18 protein-coding genes are annotated in these 21,402 nt (G+C 36.4%); 13 read left to right on the top strand and 5 right to left on the bottom strand.

The annotated features are described in order from the left end of the window. The first annotated feature begins 37 nt into the window (after positions 1-37). Positions 38-493: a DUF6194 family protein gene (locus KO509_RS08690; protein WP_215972887.1), complete on the top strand. Its 456-nt coding sequence runs from the start codon at positions 38-40 to the stop codon at positions 491-493. Positions 494-571: 78 nt separating this feature from the next. Here KO509_RS08690 and KO509_RS08685 read toward each other — a convergent pair whose 3' ends face one another. After that, positions 572-1,366, bottom strand: a complete 795-nt coding sequence (locus tag KO509_RS08685) for a helix-turn-helix transcriptional regulator (RefSeq protein ID WP_215972886.1) — start codon at positions 1,364-1,366, stop codon at positions 572-574. 101 nt (positions 1,367-1,467) lie between these two features. Here KO509_RS08685 and KO509_RS08680 point away from each other — a divergent pair, with 101 nt between their 5' ends. Next, on the top strand, positions 1,468-3,138 hold the full coding sequence (locus tag KO509_RS08680) for a 2-isopropylmalate synthase (protein ID WP_215972885.1): 1,671 nt from the start codon (positions 1,468-1,470) through the stop codon (positions 3,136-3,138). Positions 3,139-3,589: 451 nt separating this feature from the next. Here the strand turns inward: KO509_RS08680 and KO509_RS08675 are convergent, their stop codons facing one another. Together KO509_RS08675 and KO509_RS08670 are read right to left on the bottom strand one after the other, a co-directional pair. Next, complete coding sequence (locus tag KO509_RS08675) at positions 3,590-4,192, bottom strand: thiamine biosynthesis protein ThiC (RefSeq protein WP_215972884.1); 603 nt, start codon at positions 4,190-4,192, stop codon at positions 3,590-3,592. A 661-nt stretch (positions 4,193-4,853) separates the two neighbouring features. Next, positions 4,854-5,867 carry a phospholipase A gene (locus KO509_RS08670; protein ID WP_215972883.1) on the bottom strand — a complete coding sequence of 338 codons (1,014 nt, stop codon included), beginning with the start codon at positions 5,865-5,867 and terminating at the stop codon, positions 4,854-4,856. 228 nt (positions 5,868-6,095) lie between these two features. On the opposite strand from KO509_RS08670, the gene KO509_RS08665 reads away from it, so the two are divergent. The 9 genes from KO509_RS08665 (at position 6,096) to KO509_RS08625 (ending at position 16,459) form a co-directional block, all read left to right on the top strand. Then, a complete protein-coding gene (locus tag KO509_RS08665; RefSeq protein ID WP_215972882.1) occupies positions 6,096-6,908 on the top strand; it encodes a putative hydro-lyase in 813 nt (270 codons plus the stop codon). Positions 6,909-6,944: 36 nt separating this feature from the next. After that, positions 6,945-7,670, top strand: a complete 726-nt coding sequence (locus KO509_RS08660) for a 5-oxoprolinase subunit PxpA (protein WP_215972881.1) — start codon at positions 6,945-6,947, stop codon at positions 7,668-7,670. Then, entirely contained in the window at positions 7,670-8,425 is a 756-nt protein-coding gene (gene pxpB / locus KO509_RS08655; RefSeq protein WP_252727462.1) for a 5-oxoprolinase subunit PxpB, read from the top strand. Before KO509_RS08660 ends, pxpB begins: the two co-directional genes overlap by 1 nt. Further along, on the top strand, positions 8,422-9,369 hold the full coding sequence (locus tag KO509_RS08650) for a biotin-dependent carboxyltransferase family protein (RefSeq protein WP_215972880.1): 948 nt from the start codon (positions 8,422-8,424) through the stop codon (positions 9,367-9,369). The genes pxpB and KO509_RS08650 overlap by 4 nt, the downstream gene beginning before the upstream one ends. Before the next feature lie 27 nt (positions 9,370-9,396). Beyond that, on the top strand, positions 9,397-10,251 hold the full coding sequence (locus tag KO509_RS08645) for a glutamate cyclase domain-containing protein (RefSeq protein ID WP_215972879.1): 855 nt from the start codon (positions 9,397-9,399) through the stop codon (positions 10,249-10,251). 41 nt (positions 10,252-10,292) lie between these two features. Continuing rightward, positions 10,293-11,153: an aminotransferase class IV gene (locus tag KO509_RS08640; protein WP_215972878.1), complete on the top strand. Its 861-nt coding sequence runs from the start codon at positions 10,293-10,295 to the stop codon at positions 11,151-11,153. 174 nt (positions 11,154-11,327) lie between these two features. Next, on the top strand, positions 11,328-11,762 hold the full coding sequence (locus KO509_RS08635; RefSeq protein WP_215972877.1) for a CBS domain-containing protein: 435 nt from the start codon (positions 11,328-11,330) through the stop codon (positions 11,760-11,762). Between the two features lie 216 nt (positions 11,763-11,978). Further along, positions 11,979-16,013 (top strand): ATP-dependent RNA helicase HrpA, encoded by a 4,035-nt coding sequence (gene hrpA, locus KO509_RS08630; protein WP_215972891.1) that lies wholly within the window; start codon positions 11,979-11,981, stop codon positions 16,011-16,013. A 146-nt stretch (positions 16,014-16,159) separates the two neighbouring features. Beyond that, entirely contained in the window at positions 16,160-16,459 is a 300-nt protein-coding gene (locus tag KO509_RS08625; RefSeq protein WP_215972876.1) for a PilZ domain-containing protein, read from the top strand. Positions 16,460-16,533: 74 nt separating this feature from the next. On the opposite strand, the gene cspD is transcribed toward KO509_RS08625, so the two are convergent. Then, positions 16,534-16,752, bottom strand: a complete 219-nt coding sequence (gene cspD, locus KO509_RS08620) for a cold shock domain-containing protein CspD (RefSeq protein ID WP_215972875.1) — start codon at positions 16,750-16,752, stop codon at positions 16,534-16,536. A gap of 247 nt (positions 16,753-16,999) precedes the next feature. Here cspD and clpS point away from each other — a divergent pair, with 247 nt between their 5' ends. Continuing rightward, entirely contained in the window at positions 17,000-17,320 is a 321-nt protein-coding gene (gene clpS / locus KO509_RS08615) for an ATP-dependent Clp protease adapter ClpS (RefSeq protein ID WP_215972874.1), read from the top strand. 54 nt (positions 17,321-17,374) lie between these two features. After that, positions 17,375-19,636 (top strand): ATP-dependent Clp protease ATP-binding subunit ClpA, encoded by a 2,262-nt coding sequence (clpA, locus tag KO509_RS08610; RefSeq protein ID WP_215972873.1) that lies wholly within the window; start codon positions 17,375-17,377, stop codon positions 19,634-19,636. Between the two features lie 292 nt (positions 19,637-19,928). On the opposite strand, the gene KO509_RS08605 is transcribed toward clpA, so the two are convergent. Next, positions 19,929-21,383, bottom strand: a complete 1,455-nt coding sequence (locus KO509_RS08605; RefSeq protein WP_215972872.1) for a phospholipase D-like domain-containing protein — start codon at positions 21,381-21,383, stop codon at positions 19,929-19,931. Between the last annotated feature and the right edge of the window lie 19 nt (positions 21,384-21,402).

Raw genomic sequence — 21,402 nt, 5'->3', positions numbered from 1 at the left:
TATTCTACAAGCTCGTTAGCAGTCTTAAGGAAATTCAGTGCAAGTAGAAGATATTGTTGAAAAAATCAAAAATGATTTTGAAAGTGTTGTTCCCAAATCAAGCTGGGGAGAAACCTCATTGTTTTATAACCCCGGCATGAAGCTACCTAATGGCGTATATTTCTGCACTCTAAAAGAAAAGAACGGCGATAATGACAAGGCATCTGAACTAGATCGTGCTGGTATATTTAGGTTAAGTATCGGTATCGCAAAAGAATCTTATGAAAAGCTCTTTGGTAGTAAACCTAAAAGGCCGCAAAAGGGTGGCATCATTGATACTGGTCATGATTTCACAGCACTAAATGAACTCATGCCACACCCAATCTACGGGTGGATGTCTTGGGTTCAGGTGTTAAATCCAAGCACATCCACTTTTGAAGGTATACTTCCTTTAATAGCAGAGGCGCATTCAAATGCCGTCATCAAGTTCAACAAAAAAACTGCTAACAAGTAGCTGCACTGGACTCGCTACCGCTCGCTCGGTGAGCTAAGCGTTATAAAGTATGAGATCTCATATATCGAGGCAATGTCTTTATCCGTGGTCTTTCATAAAGTCAGATGGCCTTTGTCCAAAAAACGCCTTAAAAGCTGCGCTGTAAGCACTGTGACTGCTGTAGCCATAACTTAGGGCAATTTCAGTTATGGGGAGTCCTTCGTTAAGCGCTTCCAGAGAATAGAGCAAACGGGCTTGTTGTCGCCATTTACCAAAAGAAATACCTGTTAATTGTACAAACTGTCGTTCAAAGGTTTTGGCTGAAATATGCAGTTCACTTGCCCATTCAGCGATTGGGCGTGCATCGGTTAAATGGTGTGTAAGGTATTCGCAGACGTTGTGATAACGAGCTTCTTTGGGCCAAGGCAATAATAGATTTAGAGCGTGATGCCGTTTTAACTCTTCCAATAATAAATTTACTAATAAATTTGCGTGTCTATCTGCTCCATAGTCAATGGGCAGCAAGGTGGCAGCTTGTATTAATTCTTTGAGTAATGGCGTGACGTTAATAACAACAGTTCCATTAGGTAGCGTTGAATTAGAAGCGTGCGCTTTGATTAATACGCTACGCACTTGAGTACGGCTGCGCATGATCACAGAATGCTCTTCACCAACTGCCAGCCATACCGCTCGATTAGGCGGTACCAACCAACGCCCAGCCTGAGTTTCAATCAACAGCGTGCCTGAAATGGCATACATCAACTGCCCGCTGTTGCTGTGCTTGTGCGAGGCAATAAAGTGCCCTTTTGGATAATCTACGGCTATGCCATGCAGCGGCAGCTTAGATGTTTCAAATTGGTTGAGCTTGTGTATGTCGGCTACGGACTTACCCATCTGTGTCTTTTTTCCTATATAAATTGCTCCATTATAGATATCAAGACTGCCAATGAAAACCTAAAATGCAGATTGATTTTTTATTTTTAGGGAGTTTACCCATGTTGCTTGACCCAAGTTGTAAGTATATTTCACACTCACCAGTTCAGTTAGTCGATCGTCAGTGGCCTGATCAGACGCTTAGTAATGCGCCGATCTGGTTGTCTACCGATTTAAGAGATGGCAACCAGGCATTATTTGAGCCAATGAACCTGAATAGAAAACATAAATTGTTTAAGACTTTGGTGCAGGTTGGTTTTAAAGAAATAGAGGTGGGGTTTCCAGCGGGTTCGCAAATCGATTTTAATTTTTGTCGCCAGTTAATTGAGCAAAATCTGATTCCAGAAGATGTCGCCCCTATGGTCATGACGCAGTTACGTCATGATCTTATTGATCGTACTTTGGAAAGTATGAGCGGTGCACGACGTGTCATCGTGCATTTATATAATGCAGTAGCACCAGCTTGGCGTGAGATTGTTTTTGGATTATCGGTAGAACAGGTCGAGCAGTTAGTTCGTGATAATGTTCGCTATTTGAAAAGGCGCGTTGCGAACTTTCCAGAGACAGAATGGGTGTTGCAGTACTCACCAGAAACGTTTTGCATGGCTGAGTTAGAGGTGTCTTTACGGATGTGCCATGCGGCGATGGATGAGTGGCTAGAAGACGATACTCAAACCATGATCATCAACTTACCAACCACAGTAGAAGTCAGCACGGCGAATGTGTTTGCTGATCAAATCGAGTGGATGCACCGTCATTTGCAGCGCCGCCAGCAAGTGATTCTATCTGTGCATCCGCACAACGACCGTGGTACAGGAATCGCTTGTGCAGAGCAAGCCTTATTAGCAGGGGCTGATCGAGTGGAAGGCTGTTTGTTTGGCAATGGCGAACGCAGCGGCAACGTGGATTTGGCTACCATTGCTTTGAATATGTACACTCAAGGCATTTCTCCTGGTTTGGATTTTTCCGATATCTTAGGCTTAGCATTAACGGTTGAAGAATGCACGGCAATTGCTTTGCATCCTCGTCATCCTTATGCCGGTGATTTGGTATTCACGGCATTTTCTGGTTCGCATCAAGATGCCATAGCCAAAGGCTTTAAGCGACAACAAGCCGGTGCACCGTGGCGCGTTCCTTACTTGCCGATTGACCCTAAAGACTTAGGGCGCACTTACGAGGGAGTCGTACGCGTTAACAGCCAATCAGGTAAAGGAGGTATCGCATTTTTGCTGGAGCAAGATTATGGCATACAGATGCCACGCCGTATGCAGGTGGAGTTCAGTTCAATCGTACAAAAGCAAGCGGACAGTGCAGAGGCTGAACTATCCAGCCAGCAACTGTGGGAACTGTTTAGCCGCACCTATTTACAGCCCGAGCAAGCCTCTGGTGCATACAGTTATCAACGACACTCCTTATTTGAAACTTCATCAGGACAAGAAATTGTATTAGACTTAACATCGGTTCAAGGCAAACATAGGCAAGTAAAAGGACAAGGTAATGGCCCCATCGCTGCAACACTGGATGCGCTAGTACAGCAGGCAACGGTGTTGTCGTATGAAGAGCGAAATCTAGGGCAAGGTAATGATGCCGAAGCGATTGCGTTAATCGAGCTAACTACAAGTGGTTTATCCGGCTCGTATTTTGGCGTAGGCATTCATGCCAATAGCACAACAGCTTCTATTTTTGCTGTGTTAAGTGCATTAGCAAGAATAAGTGGTTTTCAATGTAAATAAATTTAATAAAAAATAAACCTGTTTGTTGCTCCTTACCCTCAAGATGGAGCTTTGGCTATATAGTTGTGCACTATGCTTTATAACAAGTTGCTGCACTCGGAAAGGACAATAAAATAGGACACCCATCTTTTATGGAAGTAAAATAGGACACCCATACTTTGTTGAATAAATAGCGTCTCTTTACTATGGTTAAATGATAGCCAAACAAGGAGGTTTTCTTATGACTCAATCTCGTAGTCAACAAGAAAATTTAACGAGTACAGTCGCTCAAATTTGATAGAATGTCCTTTGTTGTTATTGTATTAATTGTAATTTTGAGCGACTTTGAAAAAGCCACTTATTGTAATAGGTCAATGCTCTAAACGTAAAACATCGACGAATTAACGGTTTACTATGCGCCGATGTTTATACTTTATTCAAAAATGCTACATCACTTGTGAGGTGTTAAGCTTTAGTCTTGTTTACGGTAAAGGCCTATTAAGCATATTGCTAAAAGTAACGTTGCGATCATGCCTGAAGCGCCAGCAACAGCTGATGGAAGAAATCCATCACGGCCAAAGGTAATTAAAATACCATTGGCAAACATAGCAACCACACCCGCCAAAGCCGTAAGCGTACCTATCGCCTTGCCACCTTTAGCCATACAAGACAGGCCAAAAACAAGTGCTGCTAATCCCAATAATAATTTAGCTGCGTAGTAAATCATGAATGACAAAGAAACTACGCCACCAATTAAAGGTTGTGCGCCTTCTACAGTACCCGCTACTTTTCCAAACGTTGAAAACAAAGTTAGGCCAATACTCACCTGAACTATGTTAAGTACCGCGCTAAACGCGATAGCTGACCATCCTAGCTGAGAGTTTTTTACTTGAACCATGGCAGAACCCGCAAAGGCGGCAAGTAAAGTAAATACTAGAGCTTCTAGTCCCCATGAAAACTGCCTTGAAAAACTAATTTCTGCACTGTAAAGGGCGGAATAAATAGTTTGTGATATCGCCAATACCAACAATAAAGATGCTGTAATTAGGATGGTGCGTTTATTCGTGAATTCCATTATTTACCTCTTATAATTTATATTTTACGCTTTTAATAGATGCAACAGATTTGAATACATCAAACAGATGAGACTTTTTATATAAATAGCGCTCATACTTGCGGTATAAGACAGGTAAAACTATTTAATTCTTTCACTCAAACCTATAAAAATAATAATTAATAACATACGAGTAATACTACAGTCTTTTTATGTTGCCAAAGGTGATGCAGTTTAAAAAAATTTATAAGAGACAGTCACTCATAGTAGCTAGGACATAGATACAATATCTACTCTAAAGCAAGGATTGAAGCTAATTCCTTATGTCTGCAATGTGTGAAGTGCTATAAGTAGTCATTAACGGTTTGCAATATAGTTCAATGAAGGATGACATTAATTACACCTTAGCTGTGGTAGCGTTGAATGTAAGTTGACAACATTTAGCCCATAATCGGCTGTTAGGAATAGTTGTGATCCTTTTTCTTTTAAATGTGCTATTCGTATACCACGAGCATTGCTTTAAATTCAGCGCGAAAACTATTAACGCTTTATCGCTTGTAATACTGTGTGCTTGAGGCGATTTGGATAATAAATATTAGCTAAATTTTTTATTATCCAACATCTCTTTGACTTGTTTTTATATTGTTGACAAAAAAGGTGATGTATATTTAAACGGTAAATTCTATAAGATGTCTGTTAAAGCAAAGCCAATACCTAAGCGTTGTTGTCTATGATTATAATCAATTAAGCTTTCTCCATAACCATTGAAGTATTGAGCATAACCTTTTAATTTTCCCCATAAAGGAAAAGTGATACCAAGTTCTATGGCTCCATGGTGATGAGCGAAACTTTCTCGTAATTTCATCGATGCTTCATATTTATTGTTCCATTTATACACAGTGCTTAATTCAAAATATCCCATATATTCATTAATATCAGGATTATCATCACCAATTATATCAACCGTAGTTGCTTGACTACCTTCGGGAATTCGATACCAGGTGCGAAATGATACCGCGAGATTGTTTTTTTCAAAAAGGAAGTTAGCATAAACTCTATTCCAACTTCTTGACAGTAGCATAGAACGACCATTTGACTGATGTTCAAAACCGATCATCATGGCTGTGTTGGTTTTAAATGGGTGCCAGCTGGTAGGTGTAAAATAAAATATTTCTGGCTGGTAGTTAGTTTCTCTAAAAGGTCGTGAAATTTTATGCGTATATAATTGCCACCAAGACTCTAAAGTAAAGCCAAAAAAAAGCTGATCTCCACTATTTAAAAAACTACCGGTGGTTAACGGTACTTTAATACTTAGTTGAAACTTGGTTTCAATATCCCGCAGTTGTTCTTCCCAATTTGAATATCCAGCATAGGCGGCTTTATTAATACCATCTGTTATCGTTACAGGTAAAATATAATTCATTTTATGTGGCGTGATGACATAGGGGTCAAACGCTGATTTTTTTTCTTTAATCATACGTTCAGAAATAGCACCAAGTTCTTCACTACCAAGTTGCTCTTTTACTATTTTTTTTTCACAAAAATCTTCTATCTGTTGTAATGTTTTATTTTTATCTGTTTTTTTAATTGTTTTAATTAAACACCTATCTAATAGGGTTTCAAATGACTGTGCATAAGAATATGACATAGCGAAAAAACAACTTAAGCTAATCAGTGGAATAAATAGTTTTAACATATTAAATATCTTAAGGAATATTCTATTATTAGAAGGTCAGTATAGCGTTGAATATGTAAAATGTCACAAATATGTCTATTCACTGTAAATGATGCTATTTTAGCAATTCATCATGTTTAAAAATATATCTGAAGTCGACATGATTATCGTAGTATTTCTTTCATTTATTAGTAATAATATTACCCCATAAAATATTCTTCTTATTTTTCGTCAATAAAGTGGTTAGCCATGTCTATAAATATTAATGATCCTGCTTCGGCACAGCTTAGTGCTTATGAATTACGTCAATTAATTCGTCATGATAAATTCAATGAAAACACCTCAGGTTTTGCTCAAGGTTGTGTACAAGGAAATATTGTTATTTTGCCAAAAGATTGGGCGAATGACTTTTTACAGTTTTGTCAATTTAATCCTAAGCCTTGTCCATTAATTGGTATGTCAGAAAATGCAGGAGATTTTCTTTTACCTGAACTAGGTAAAGATATTGATATCCGCTCTGATGTCCCTGGTTATCGTTTATTTGTTGATGGCACATTTCAACAAGAATTCACAGACATTAAAGAGCTTTGGCGTGATGATTTAGTCACTTTTGTTTTAGGATGCTCTTTTTCTTTTGAAGATGCACTTATTGCTGATGGGCTTGAAATTCGTAATATCAGTGAAAATAAAAATGTCCCTATGTATCGTACTAATATACCTTGCAAAACTGCAGGAAGATTTAGCGGTGAAACAGTAGTAAGTATGCGACCAATGTTAGCTAAGGATGCAATTAGAGCGATTCAAATATGTAGCCGTTTTCCATCGGTTCATGGAGCACCTATACATTTTGGTCAACCTGAGCTGATTGGTATTGATGATATTAATAAACCTGATTATGGCGATAGTGTCACTATTAAAGAAAACGAAGTGCCGGTATTTTGGGCTTGTGGTGTAACACCACAGCTGGTATTAGAGCAAACAAAGCCTCCGTTTTGCATAACTCATAGTCCGGGTAAAATGTTAGTAACCGATATTGCCAATTCAACATTAGCAGTGTTATAAATTTTGCTAAAAATACTAGCGAGATGAGGAAGAATAATGAAATTGAATTGTGATTTAGGCGAAAGTTTTGGCAGCTGGACAATGGGGCTTGATGAGAAAGTTATGCCGCATATCGATCAAGCTAATATTGCTTGTGGTTTTCACGCGGGTGACCCTTTAGTGATGCAAAAGACATTAGCATTAGCAAAAGAAAATAACGTTAGTGTTGGTGCACATCCTGGATACTCTGACTTGGTCGGTTTTGGACGACGTTCAATTAATTGCTCAACTGAGGAATTGATAGCGTTGGTCATGTATCAAGTGGCAGCTATTGATGGTGTTGCTAAGTCAATAGGAATTGAATTGGAATATGTAAAGCCACACGGTGCTTTATATAATGACATGATGGTAAAAAAAGAAGTCAGAGATGCTATTTTATGTGCATTAAGTCGTTATCATCGTCCTCTAAAATTAATGTTACAAGCGACACCTAAAATTGAAGAACACAGAGCCGAGGCTAAACAATATAATATTGATATATTGAGCGAAGCTTTTGCGGATCGTTGTTATGACGATGACGGTAAACTGTTAGCTCGCACTAAGCCTGGCGCTGTTCATAATAAAGAAAAAATGCTTGCTCAAGTGAAACAACTGAAAGAGCAAGGTTGCGTTACCTCGGTAAGTGGTAACATTTTAACTCTAAATGCCGACAGCTTGTGTGTTCATGGCGACAATATTGAAGGCGTACAAGCGATTGAATCTATTCGGGAGCTCATTGGTTAATGTTAAAAGAACAAGGGCTTAGTATGCCAACGATTAGTATTGCAGGTGAAAATGCGTTAATTATTTATTTTTCTGATGAAGTTAGCGATGACACGTCGGCAAAAATAAAACAAGTTGAACAATTGATTCGTCAAGCAATGAAGGTTGACTTGTCTGATGATATTGTAGATTTAATTCCATCTTATGCATCGATGTTGGTGGTATTTAATATACTTCATACCGATCATCACCAGGTGCGAAATAAACTGAGAGCTTTATTACGACGTTTAGATGATAATTCAGCAACTGATAGTGATGTAGAGCAATCTTCTATTATTGAATTACCAGTATATTACTCTGAAGAATCTGGTCCGGATTTAACCGTTATTGCCCAGCGAAACAAATTAAGTGTTGAGCAAGTAATCGAAATTCATCAAGCTAAAGATTATCACGTGTATGCTATCGGCTTTGCGCCTGGGTTTGCTTATTTAGGTGAAGTTGATGAAAGAATTGCTTCACCACGTTTAAGTACCCCAAGAAATAAAGTGCCCAAAGGAGCTGTTGCTATTGCTGACAAACAAACTGCTGTTTATCCAAATACCTCCCCAGGAGGTTGGAATATAGTCGGTTTATGCCCAGTCGATATGTTTGATGTCACGGCAACTCCAATCATGCCAATTAAAGTTGGTGATAAAGTAAGGTTTAAGTCAATTGATAAGAATGAGTTTTTATCATTAGGTGGTGAATTACCGGAAGGATTTGGCAAACTATCATGAGTTTTTCTACAGGTTTTTTAGTGAAAGAGCCAGGCATGCTAAGCCTTATTCAAGATGCTGGGCGTTTTGGCTCTTTTAATATTGGATTAACCAATGGTGGTCCAATAGATTTACAGGCATTTCAATGGGCTAATCGCTTATGTGCTAATGAATTAAATGCTACGGCTATTGAAATTAGTATTGGCGGTTTAGCACTTATTGCACAAGTTGATACAACTATTGCCGTGACTGGTGCAAATATGTCGCTGTCAATTAATCATACTAACAAAGATTTATGGCGCAGTTACGCGATTAAAGCGGGTGACCTTATTGAGTTAGGATTTGCTAGCGAAGGTATACGAAGTTATTTGGCTGTTGCTGGTGGTTTTACTATCAAAGAAAGTTTTGGTAGTACGGCAACCGTGTGTCGAGAAGGTGTTGGTGGTTTAGTTGGTGACAAGCTTAAAAAAGACAATATCTTACCTTGTGCCAGTCAACGAAGAAAAACTAATTTAGTGTTACCTGAGCAATTCAGACCAAGGTATTGCAATGATGTGGTGTTACGCACAGTACCAAGCTATCAACAAAAAAACTTTTCATCGTTTCAACAACGGTTATTTTACTCAAGTGACTATACCGTGAGTAAAAGTTTTGATCGAATGGGTTATCGGTTAACCGGTAAAAAAATTACGGGGGATATTGAAGGCATTTTATCTGAAGGTATTTGTCAGGGGGCTATTCAAATCCCCGCAGATGGTCAGCCAATTGTGTTGTTGAATGACCGACAAACGATTGGTGGCTATCCTAAAATTGGCGCTGTTATATCCATTGACATTGCAAAATTAGGGCAACTCAAACAAGGTGATAAAGTTCGCTTTGAGCCTATTAGTATGGAACAGGCACATAACTGTTTTCATTTGAATTTAAGTTATTTTAATCGTAAAAAACTCAATGTTTGTGATTAAAATTAGAGCAAGCTTGGTATAAGAAACATGAATATAGAAAATGAAGCATCACTTAGTGAACAAATTGAATGTATGCTTGTTGAGCGTAATTTACGTGGTATGAAGGATTTACAACAACAAGTTACTTCCGGTTATTGTTTACGTGCGGCTAAATCTTTGAGCAATATCACAGGGACAGTACTTATAGGTACTGGATTTCCTGTTTTAGATACGTTTGAAACAGATGGTCCTGTAGGGGCTTTAATTTTATATAAAGCGTTGGCTCTTTTAGGTGCTACTCCTATCTTAGTGTGTGGTAACCCATTAGCTAATGCACTCAAAGATGATTATAACGTATGTGTTATTAGTGTTGGTGATAAAAAATCCGGTTTAGCTGAAGCGAAAGCGGCACTTTTACAGTATAAACCTCAAGCTATCATCGCTATTGAATGTCCTGGCGCTGCGGAAAATGGAAATTACCATAATATGCGTGGTGAAGATATAAGCGCTAAATCAGCGTCTTTTGATTTTTTTATGACAGAAGCAAATTGTCCTACGATTGCTATTGGTGATGGTGGTAATGAAATAGGCATGGGGAACGTGAAAGATCTATTAGCAAAACTTGATATTGTTCCTGCTGCGACAACGTGTGATGAATTGATATTAAGTGATGTATCAAATTGGGGCGTTTATGGTATTTTAGTCTTTTTAAGCCTTTGGTCTAAAAAAGATTTATTGAATGAAACCTGCCCAGAGCAAATTTTGAAATATATTTCAAAGTTAGGCAGTGTTGATGGTGTTACACGCAGAAATGAAATAACCGAAGACAGTCTTCCTGCTTCAGAGGGGATTGCTTTAATCGCAAGAATGAGATCCTTAATTGGTTATCCAACTGCCAGTTAAGAAAAATTAAATAGTAAATTTAAATTATCAGGAAAAGTAAAATGAGCACAGTATTTTTAAATGGCGATTATATGCCAATTGAAGAAGCCAAAATTTCCCCTTTAGATCGTGGATTTTTATTTGGTGATGGAATATATGAAGTAATCCCATCATACTTTGGCAAAATGGTTGGTTTTCAAGCCCATATAGATAGAATGAATGATGGCTTAAAGGCTATTGGCATTGAGTTAAATTGGGATGATAGTCAGTGGTTAGCCTTATGTGACAAGTTATCAAGTAGTAATGGTGGTGGCCCTCTAGGGCTATATTTGCATGTAAGCCGTGGTACTGATACTAAACGTTTTCACGCTTTCCCTACGAACGTATCTCCAACTGTATTTGCAATGGCTTTTGAAATCCCTGTACCTAAGATACCGTCTTTAGATACTGTAGGTAACGGGTATGCTTTAACAAGCACTGAAGATCTTCGTTGGAAACGTTGTCATATAAAATCAACTTCATTACTAGGCAATGTTTTACATTTTCAAGATGGTTTTGATGCTGGTAGCCAAGAAACTTTATTGTTTAATAGCAAAAATGAATTAACAGAAGCAAGTGCATCAAATATTTTTATCGTAAAAGATGGAATTATTGCTACGCCGATTCAAGATAACCAAATTTTACCAGGTGTTACTCGTCGTTTAATCATTGATATATTGACTAAAGATGGAACATTAACTGTTCAAGAGCGCACTATAACCCTAGATGAAGTTCGTGCTGCCGATGAAGTTTGGATAACTAGCTCTTCAAAAGAAATTGCGCCAGTAACTAAGCTTGATGGTGTTGCGATAGGAGATGGTAAAGTTGGTGATATTTGGTTGAAAGCCTCAACTTTATACGCAGATAATAAATTTTCGTATTAATACTTTTTCAACTTTTTAGCGACTCTTATTTTAAAGCATAAACCTTTACACAATTAAACTTAGATAAATCTATGAAAAATTGGTGTTTTTAAAAATAGTTATCTACATTAATAGTTAGGGAGATATCCTAATGCAAATGTATGATTATTTTTGTTTAATGTATAAGGGGTTATGATGGAGTCGTTAAAAATAGAAGAATATATGAACCACTATCCTGTTACCTTTACTGCTGATATGGGCGTTGAAGAGGCATCATTACGGTTTTTAAAAACAAAGCAAATAGGTGGACCTGTTATTGATGATAATGGTAAATTAATTGGCTTTTTATCTGAAAGTGATGTTCTTGCTAAAATGCTTGAAACTATGTATCACAACGCGCATATCATTAATGTTTCAGATTTAATGCGTAAAGACGTTTTATCAATGAAACCCTATGACAGTGTTATTGAATTAGGGCGTTTAATGATTCAGAACAAGCCAAAAGTTTATCCTGTTGTTGATGAAAGTAATCACTTATTAGGAACGATTTGTCGTAATGATGTTTTACGCTCTATAGACAAAATTTTACGTGAAAATTTAAAAAATGGTAAAGTACAGGCCGCTCAATAATTGTTGCGATTTATTGTTATTGTTTCTAATCACTTCTTGATATAACTGAGGTTTACTACTACGCCTGAAACTCCAGCTTGAAGTAGTTTAGGTATAACTGATAAAATAGACTTTTCTACATTTTGTTTTGTTACATTAGTTGAGTCTATTTTGCCGTCAAATATTTCCCTAAGTAAATCTCCGAATATACAATCGTCTTTTGATGCGTTAACTCAAGTGAAAAAGTCAGATTTTTATCGCTTGAAGCAACAACTTATTAACCATAAAAGAATATTTGCTCAACTTGAATCACATCCTGATAAAGTAAAAGTAGATCAGCAACTTAAACAGTTTACTAAAACTGTGCAAGCAATTGATAAGTCAATTAAAGAAAAACAACATAAAATTAATAACCTTCCTAAAATAACTTATCCGGAAGGCTTACCCATTAGCGATAATGCTGCACAAATATCTCAAGCTATCCGTGATAACCAAGTTGTTATTATTGCAGGGGAAACAGGCTCAGGGAAAACCACACAAATACCTAAAATTTGTCTTGAATTAGGGCGAGGTATTGATGGTTTGATTGGTCATACCCAGCCCAGACGTATAGCCGCCAGAACAGTTGCGAATCGTATTGCTGACGAACTAAATACTAAACTTGGTGAGCAAGTAGGTTATAAAGTTCGCTTTAACGATCAAGTGAGCCAACACAGTTATATAAAATTAATGACCGATGGTATTTTGTTAGCTGAAATGCAAAGAGATCGCTTACTGCGTCAGTATGACACTATTATTATTGACGAAGCACATGAGCGGAGCTTAAATATTGATTTTATATTAGGGTATTTGCGTCAAGTTTTAATTAAGCGACCTGACTTAAAAGTGATAGTGACTTCAGCGACTATTGATCCACAACGTTTTGCTAATCATTTTGCCGATAAACAGGGTAAACCAGCCCCTATTATTGAGGTTTCTGGTCGTACTTATCCGGTAGAAATGCGTTATAGACCATTAAATGAGAGTCGCTCGGATGATAATGAACAAGATGAAAATTCAAATGATGGTAATGATGTTATTAATGGAATTTTAAATGCCGTAGATGAATTTTCACAACTTTCTTCTGATAGTTTGGGCGACATATTAATTTTCTTAAATGGTGAGCGAGAAATTAGAGATACAGCAGCAGCCTTAAATAAAGCTAATTTACGGCACACTCAAATATTACCCCTTTATTCTCGTTTAACGGTTAGTGAACAAAATCTTATTTTTAAACCACATTCTGGGCGAAATATTGTACTAGCAACTAACGTTGCTGAAACGAGTTTAACTGTGCCAGGTATAAAATATGTGATTGATCCGGGAACTGCACGTATTTCTCGCTATAGTTACCGCACTAAAGTGCAACGTTTACCTATTGAACCTATTTCACAAGCGAGTGCTAATCAGCGTTCAGGTCGTTGTGGTCGTGTATCATCAGGCATTTGTATACGCTTGTATAGTGAAGAAGATTACTTAAGTCGACCTGAGTTTACCGATCCTGAAATATTACGTACTAATTTAGCTACCGTTATTTTACAAATGTTAGCGTTAGATTTAGGAGAAATTGGCGACTTTCCTTTTGTAGAAGCACCAGATAATCGAAATATTAATGATGGTGTTAAATTATTAGAAGAATTAGCGGCTATAGACAATAGCGCTCATGATGAGAAGAAATTAAAGGGACAAAAAAACAAAGGAACTAAGTTAACTAAGTCAGGACGTTTATTATCTAAATTCTCTATTGATCCACGACTTGCAAAAATGGTGTTAACTGCAATTGAACTGGGTTGTATTGAACAAGTGCTTATTATTGTTAGTGCGTTAAGTATTCAAGACCCACGAGAACGACCACACGAAAAACAGCAAGCAGCTGATGAAAAACATAATCGCTTTAAAGATCATAATTCAGACTTTGTTAGTTTACTTAATTTATGGCAGTACGTGAATGAGCAAAAAAATGATTTATCACAAAATCACTTTAGAAAGTTATGTCAACGCGAGTATTTATCTTATGTAAGGTTACGAGAGTGGCAAGATATTTTCACTCAGCTGAAGTTAACCTTAAAAGAGCAAAAAATATCATTAACGTCCGTTGATTATCAGTTTTCAATTAATGAAACTAGCTCAGATAAAAAACAAGACAAAACATTACCTAGTAGTCTAGTGACAGTACATCAAGCACTATTGTCGGGCTTATTAAGTCATTTAGGTCAACAAGATGAGAACAGAGAGTTTAAAGGCGCAAGAGGAAGTAAATTCTTCGTTTTTCCTGGGTCATCGTTATCCAAGAAACCGCCTAAATGGTTAATGTCAGCTGAACTCGTTGAAACTAGTCGTTTATTTGCGCGCATGAATGCACGCATTGATCCAACTTGGATAGAGCCTTTAGCTGAACACTTATTAAAACGAAGTTACAGCGAACCCCATTGGGAGAAAAAACAAGGCGCTGTAATGGCCTTTGAGCAAGTGAGTCTTTATGGTTTACCAATTGTTACTAAAAGAAAGATTAACTTTAATACAATTGAGCCGATCACTTGCAGAGAAATATTTATCCGTGAAGCGCTTGTCAATGGTGACTGCTTTATAAAAGAAAAATTCTTAGATGAGAACCAAGCATTAATTGCCAGTATTGAGGCTCTTGAGCAAAAAGCTCGCCGTAAAGACTTTTTAATTGACGAACAGCAACTTGTTGATTTTTATTCAAGTAAAATTCCTGAGACTGTTATCTGTCAACGTAGTTTTTTATCTTGGTGGAAGAAAGCTAAAAAAGAAAATGCCAAGTTACTTAATTTCACTAAAGATTTTTTACTTAACAAATCATCAAATGAGCTGTCTGCAAAAGAATATCCAGACACTTGGCAACAAAATAATCTTACTTTACCGTTAGCTTATCACTTTAGTCCTGGAGATATTGATGATGGCATTAGTGTAATTATTCCTATTGCCTTACTTAATCAGTGCCAATATGAAGGGTTTGATTGGCTTATTCCGGCTCTGCGTTATGATTTAGTTGTAGCATTAATTAAGGCGTTGCCAAAAGCATTACGGCGCAACTTTGTTCCTGCGCCTAATTATGCACAAGCGTGCTTAGAAAAAATGGCGAATATCAATAATACTCAAGAAAGTTTAGTTGATGCATTAGCAAAACAACTGTTGCGTATGACTGGGGTTAGATTACCTGAAGATGTTTGGCAAGATGTTGAGTTGCCTGCGCACTTAACGATGAATTTTCAAGTAGTGAATGAGAAAGGTCAATTATTAAAACAGGGACGAGACCTTAATGAGTTGAAAGCACAATTACAAGGTAAGGTAAAAGCCTCGATTAAACAAGTGGCAGAGAAGGGCATAGAGAAGTCTAAATTAACTGTTTGGGATTTTGGTAAATTACCTCAAGGTTATGAGAAGAAAGTCGCTAATATGACTATTAAGGCATTTCCTGCATTAGTAGATCATAAAAGTAGTGTTGCCATTGAACTGTTTGAGCAAGAAGAGCATGCAGAGCAAGCGATGTTAAATGGTATTAGTCGACTTATTTTATTGAATATTCCATCACCATTAAAATATTTACAAGAAAAAATGCCTAATAAGGCTAAATTAGGTTTGTACTTCAATCCTTTTGGCTCTATTACTGATTTATTGCAAGATTGTATTCAGGGGGCATGTGTCTTTTTAGTTAAAGAGTATATGTTAGCTAAGAAAATGACTATTTTACCTCGGGATGAAAAAAGTTTTGAATTACTGCGTGAATATGTGCGTGCTGAAATATCAGATTGTGTCTTAACAGCGGCAATTAAAGTAGAACAAACATTAAGCTTAAGGCACGATATCGCGAGAAAGTTAAAAGGTAATGTAGCACTTAATGTAATTCAATCTCATAGTGATATTAAACAACAAAGTGAAGCCTTAGTTTTTAAAGGGTTTGTTAGTGCTTCAGGGTTTGACAAATTAGATGATATTACACGTTATTTAAAAGGTATTTTACGCCGATTAGAAAAGTTACCTATTGATCCTAACCAAGATAGGCTGAAGTTAATTGAAGTGAAGAAGGCAGTAGATTTATACACTAGTGTATTATCACAACAGCGTAAAGATAAACCTATAGCACAAGAAATTTTATTAACTAAGTGGATGATAGAAGAGTTTAGAATTTCACTTTTTTCTCAAAATTTAGGCACGGCACAGCCTATTTCTTTAAAGAGAATAATTAACCATTTAAAGGATTTTTCTTAGATTCTCTATAACTGTTATTTGACAGCAAGACTTAACCTCAGTATAAATACTTATCCTTTAAGTAAATTAGCCATAACCGTGCAAAACGAATGTGACTAAATGACTTAGATATTATCGTTTTTAAGTTTGATTATATTGAGGTACAAATGATAAATTTTGATGATAAACGTAATTTCTATCGCATGATGTTGAATACAGAGGTAGTTGTTACCATTATTGATGATGAATCCAATAGTCAGATAAAAGCGACTTGTCGAGATTTAAGTGCTACAGGTGTAGCTATTGAAGTTGAACATCCAATTGCGATGTCGACGCATGTAAAAATTAAGCTTAACTCCGCTTCTGACCAAATACAGTCACTCGATATACGGGGCAAAGTGGTTCGTATTGACGAAGAGTGTGACAATTTATATTTAATTGGAGTAGCAATAGAAGAATTAGATTAAAAATTGATTAACGGCATAAATTTTCTACAATATAAATAAATTATATTGTAGAAAATGATATAGGTAATTTTTTATTAATCTAATTCTTCATCAGTGGGCTTTATACTTGCTGCATGATGCCCTTTAGGACCGTCATTTAGCTCATAATTGACATCTTGACCAGCTTTAAGTGTGCGGTAACCCTCCATTTCAATAGTTGAATAGTGAGCGAAAATATCATCTCCACCACTATCAGGACGAATAAAACCGAAGCCTTTTGCGTTATTAAACCATTTAACTGTACCGTGAGCCATACTTCTACTTCCTCTATATCCTTTAGTATTATATGTCTTGCTATATATCAATTTTATAATTGACTTTAGCTCCTTTAAAAGAGAGATATAATGAAGCATAGACATAATTAAGTACGTGGCTAAAAAATAACCACTTAATGAATCGTAGATAAAATAAAAGATTAGTCAAGTGAATAATGAAAAAAAATATATTTTTTTTAACAAATAAGTTACAGCAAAAGTTATCAGCAGAGACTAATATAAAGATATGAGTAATTGGAAAGAGTTAATTGACAATCATGAGTTTATTGAAGAAGAAATAAAAGACGAAGTAGAAAAACCACCTAAGTATCATGTTTTTTTACTTAATGATGATTATACACCAATGGATTTTGTTATTGATGTCTTGTGTAAATTTTTTCATAAAAATTCAGAACAAGCTACCGACATCATGTTAACCGTTCATTATGAAGGCAAAGCGCTTTGTGGCACATATACTGCGGATATTGCTGAAACAAAAGTGGATCTTGTAGCACGTTATGCACTCGATAATGGCCATCCATTAATGTGTGTTTTAGAAAAAGCTTAATGTTCTCTTTTTAATTTAAAAGAGAAATTAGCAAGGAATTAAATTGGAGTACCTATGCTTAATAAAGATTTAGAAATTTCCCTTAACTTAGCTTTTCGTCAAGCCAAAGAGTACCGTCATGAGTTTATGACAGTTGAACACTTATTATTAGCACTATTAGACAATCCATCAGCTATTGAAGTTTTAAAGGCGTGTGGTGCAGATCTCAGTAAGATACAGACTAATTTACTTGAATTTATTCAAGAGACTACTCCCGTAATTCCAGCTGAAGAAGAAGAAAGAGAAACTCAACCAACTTTGGGATTTCAACGCGTATTACAACGTGCTGTGTTTCATGTGCAATCATCAGGTAAGAGCGAAGTCAATGGTGCCAATGTTTTGGTCGCTATTTTTAGTGAGCAAGAATCGCAAGCCGCCTACATATTGAAAAAAGCAGATATTAGTCGTTTAGATATTGTTAATTATATTTCACATGGTATTGCTAAAATAGGAAATGATTCGAGTAACTCACCTTTAGAAGATGGTGAACAAGTTGCTGAAGAAGAGCCGCGTACTATTGAAAACTTCTCTGTTAACCTTAACGAAGAAGCGTTAAAAGGCAATATAGACCCTTTAATTGGTCGAAATAGCGAGCTTGAAAGAACATTACAAGTATTAAGTCGTCGACGTAAAAATAATCCTTTATTTGTAGGTGAAGCCGGTGTTGGTAAAACGGCGATAGCTGAAGGGTTAGCAAATATGATTGTTAACGAGGACGTACCCGAATTTTTAAGTAATGCGACAATCTACTCTCTTGATATGGGCGCTTTGCTTGCAGGAACAAAATACCGTGGTGATTTTGAAAAACGCTTTAAAGCCTTATTAAAAGATCTAGAAACTGATGAGAATGCGATCTTATTCATTGATGAGATTCATACTATTATAGGCGCAGGCGCAGCATCTGGCGGAATGCTAGATGCTTCCAATTTACTCAAACCATTACTGTCAGCGGGTAAACTTCGTTGTATGGGCTCGACTACTTATCAAGAATATCAAAGTGTATTTGAAAAAGACCGAGCACTAGCAAGGCGCTTTCAAAAAATAGATATTGTTGAGCCAAGTGTGGAAGATACCACTAAGATTTTACAAGGGTTAAAAGAAAAATATGAATTGCATCATGGTATTCGGTATACCAACGCTGCTTTACGTGCAGCGGCTCAATTATCAGATAAATATATAAATGAACGTTTTTTACCTGATAAAGCGATTGATGTTATTGATGAAGCCGGTGCTAAACAACAACTTGTTGCCGCTTCAAAACGTAAAAAAACGATCAGTAATACTGATATTGAAAGTGTTGTGGCATCGATGGCTAGAATTCCTGAAAAATCAGTTTCTTCTACGGAAAAAGATAGCCTTAAAATGCTTGATCGCAACCTAAAACTAGTCGTATTTGGTCAAGATCAAGCAATAGAAGAGTTATCATCGGTTATTCGTCTTTCACGTGCCGGTTTAGGTGAAGAAGAAAAACCTGTAGGATCTTTCTTATTTGCAGGCCCTACAGGGGTTGGTAAAACAGAAGTAACAAAACAGCTAGCTAAAATATTAGGTGTTGAATTACTACGTTTTGATATGTCCGAATATATGGAAAAACATGCGGTTAGTCGCTTAATTGGTGCTCCTCCTGGTTATGTAGGTTATGAACAAGGCGGCTTACTTACTGATGCAGTAATCAAGAACCCTCATGCGGTAGTATTGCTTGATGAAATAGAAAAAGCTCACGAGGATGTTTACAATATTTTATTACAAGTAATGGACCATGGTACATTAACCGATAATAATGGACGTAAAGCGGATTTTAGAAATATTATCTTAGTTCTTACAACCAATGCCGGTGTTCAAGAAACTGTACGTCAGTCTATTGGCTTTAAACAACAAGATCATAGCTTAGATGCTATGAGTGAAATTAATAAAGTATTTTCGCCGGAATTTAGAAACCGCCTTGATAATATTGTCTGGTTTAATCATCTTGATAATGAGGTTATTCAACAAGTTGTTGATAAATTTATTGTTGAGCTACAAGCAAAACTTGACGAAAAAGGTGTTTCTTTAGAGTTAACACGTGACGCTAAAAAGTGGCTTGCTGAGCATGGTTACGATAAAGCAATGGGCGCTCGTCCAATGTCTCGTTTGATACAAGAAAAGCTTAAAAAAGAGTTGGCTAATGAACTACTCTTTGGTGAGTTAACTAATGGTGGTGTTGCTAAAGTAGGTGTTAAGAAAGATAAGTTAGTTATTTCTTTTGAAAATAAAAAAGAGTTAATTTCTGAAAAATAAAAATTAACTCTGCTAACAGTTAAAGTCTTATATTCTTATCGAGTATAAGACTTTTTTATTGCTTCCGATAATAAGAATAAATACCTGTTATACATGAGGTATTTAAAACCATCCTATCAGTCTATCTTTTTACATTTAACTGTATTTCAAAGTAATATCGTTAATTTTTCTTCTAGCTCAGCTTTTAAGCAATTGCCATAATTTTAGGGATCCTACTATGCTACATTGGCTTTAAAGCCTTAATGTATTTGGTAGTAGTAATATGTAGTAATAATAGTAGTAAGCATAACGATTATAAATAAGATGAAAATAGGCGAAACAAATTATTGCGAATTTTTCTGTAGGTCGGCAAACTACTAATCTTAGTTTTATCAACCGGTTGAGAGTTTTCTTTTTTTAAGGTAAAAATATCATTTAACTGGCTATTGAGAGCGGTATCAAAACATTCAAGATTAATCTCAAAATTTAACTCTAAGCTTCTAGCATCCCAGTTGGACGAGCCTATAAATGACCATATATCATCAATAATAACTATTTTACTATGATCAAAAGGCCTGTTATTTTTATATATTTTTATCCCATGCTCCATTATTCTTAAAAAATTAGCTTCCATTACCCAGTCTAAAAACCGTATATCCGTATGCTCTGGAATAATAATCTCAATCAATACCCCTCGTAATGCCGCGGCGTGAAGAGAAGTCATTAACGTATGGTCAGGCAAAAAATATGGTGTAATTATTTTGACACGCTTTTTTGCGCATACTAAGGCATTAATTAATGTCCAACGTATTCTATTATGGTGCTCGTCTGGGCCATCTTGAATAACGCGAGCAACCACAGGCTTATCAGCATTATTTTTTTCTGGGGTAGGACGATACTGAGGAAATTGAAGTGTTTCTTGTGTTGCAAAAAACCAATCTTCGATAAATACCTGACTAATTTGATCAATTACAGGGCCTGTTACTTTAAAGTGAACATCATCGATGGGCTTTTCTGCTAACTTAACAAGATTATTTTGACTGACATTCATCCCGCCAATATAGGCTTCTTCACCATCTACACAAAGTATCTTTCTATGGTTTCTAAGATTAATAAACCGAATGCCCGTTAGTGAAATGGCTGGCAAAAAACGCATAGCTTTTATGCCTTGTTTTTTTAAAGCGCGATCTGATTTATGCCAACCATAGCCAATGCCTATACCGTCTAATAAAATATTTACAATCACACCTCTTTTATGTGCAACGGTTACAGCTTGGATAAATTGTCGCCCAATTGAATCATAATCGAAAATGTAACTTGATAAAACAATATGGTGTTTCGCAGATTCAATTGATTTAATCATGGCAGGATAGGCCATATCTCCATTAATAAGCGGTTCAATACTGTTATTTGCAACATAATTGACAGAATGAATAGAGTGGCCAGATGTAATGATTGAATGCCAGTTTTCAGGGATATTGGTAAACTTTTTTTGCTTACCTTGTTGGCTAACGCTTTTTTTAAGCATATTAGGGTGTTTTTTTTGAGCTAAACGTTTGATGCGATTTATACCAAATAGCCAATAAAATAGGCTTCCAATAACAGGTGAAAGTATCACTAGCCCAATCCAAGCCAATGAGGTACGTTCATTTTCTTTAAAAAGCAGTACGTGTACTGATGTCACAAGAGATAAGCTAATATGAAAGATAACTATGATCGTTACCCAATGGGTAGTGAGCCATTGAACCAATGTTTCGAATAATTGCATAATACCCAACTAAAATAAT

The sequence above is a fragment of the Colwellia sp. C2M11 genome (genome assembly GCF_018860915.1).
Classification (GTDB): domain Bacteria; phylum Pseudomonadota; class Gammaproteobacteria; order Enterobacterales; family Alteromonadaceae; genus Colwellia.
Note: the sequence above shows the minus strand (reverse complement) of the source record. Positions and strands in the feature narration are given on the sequence as shown.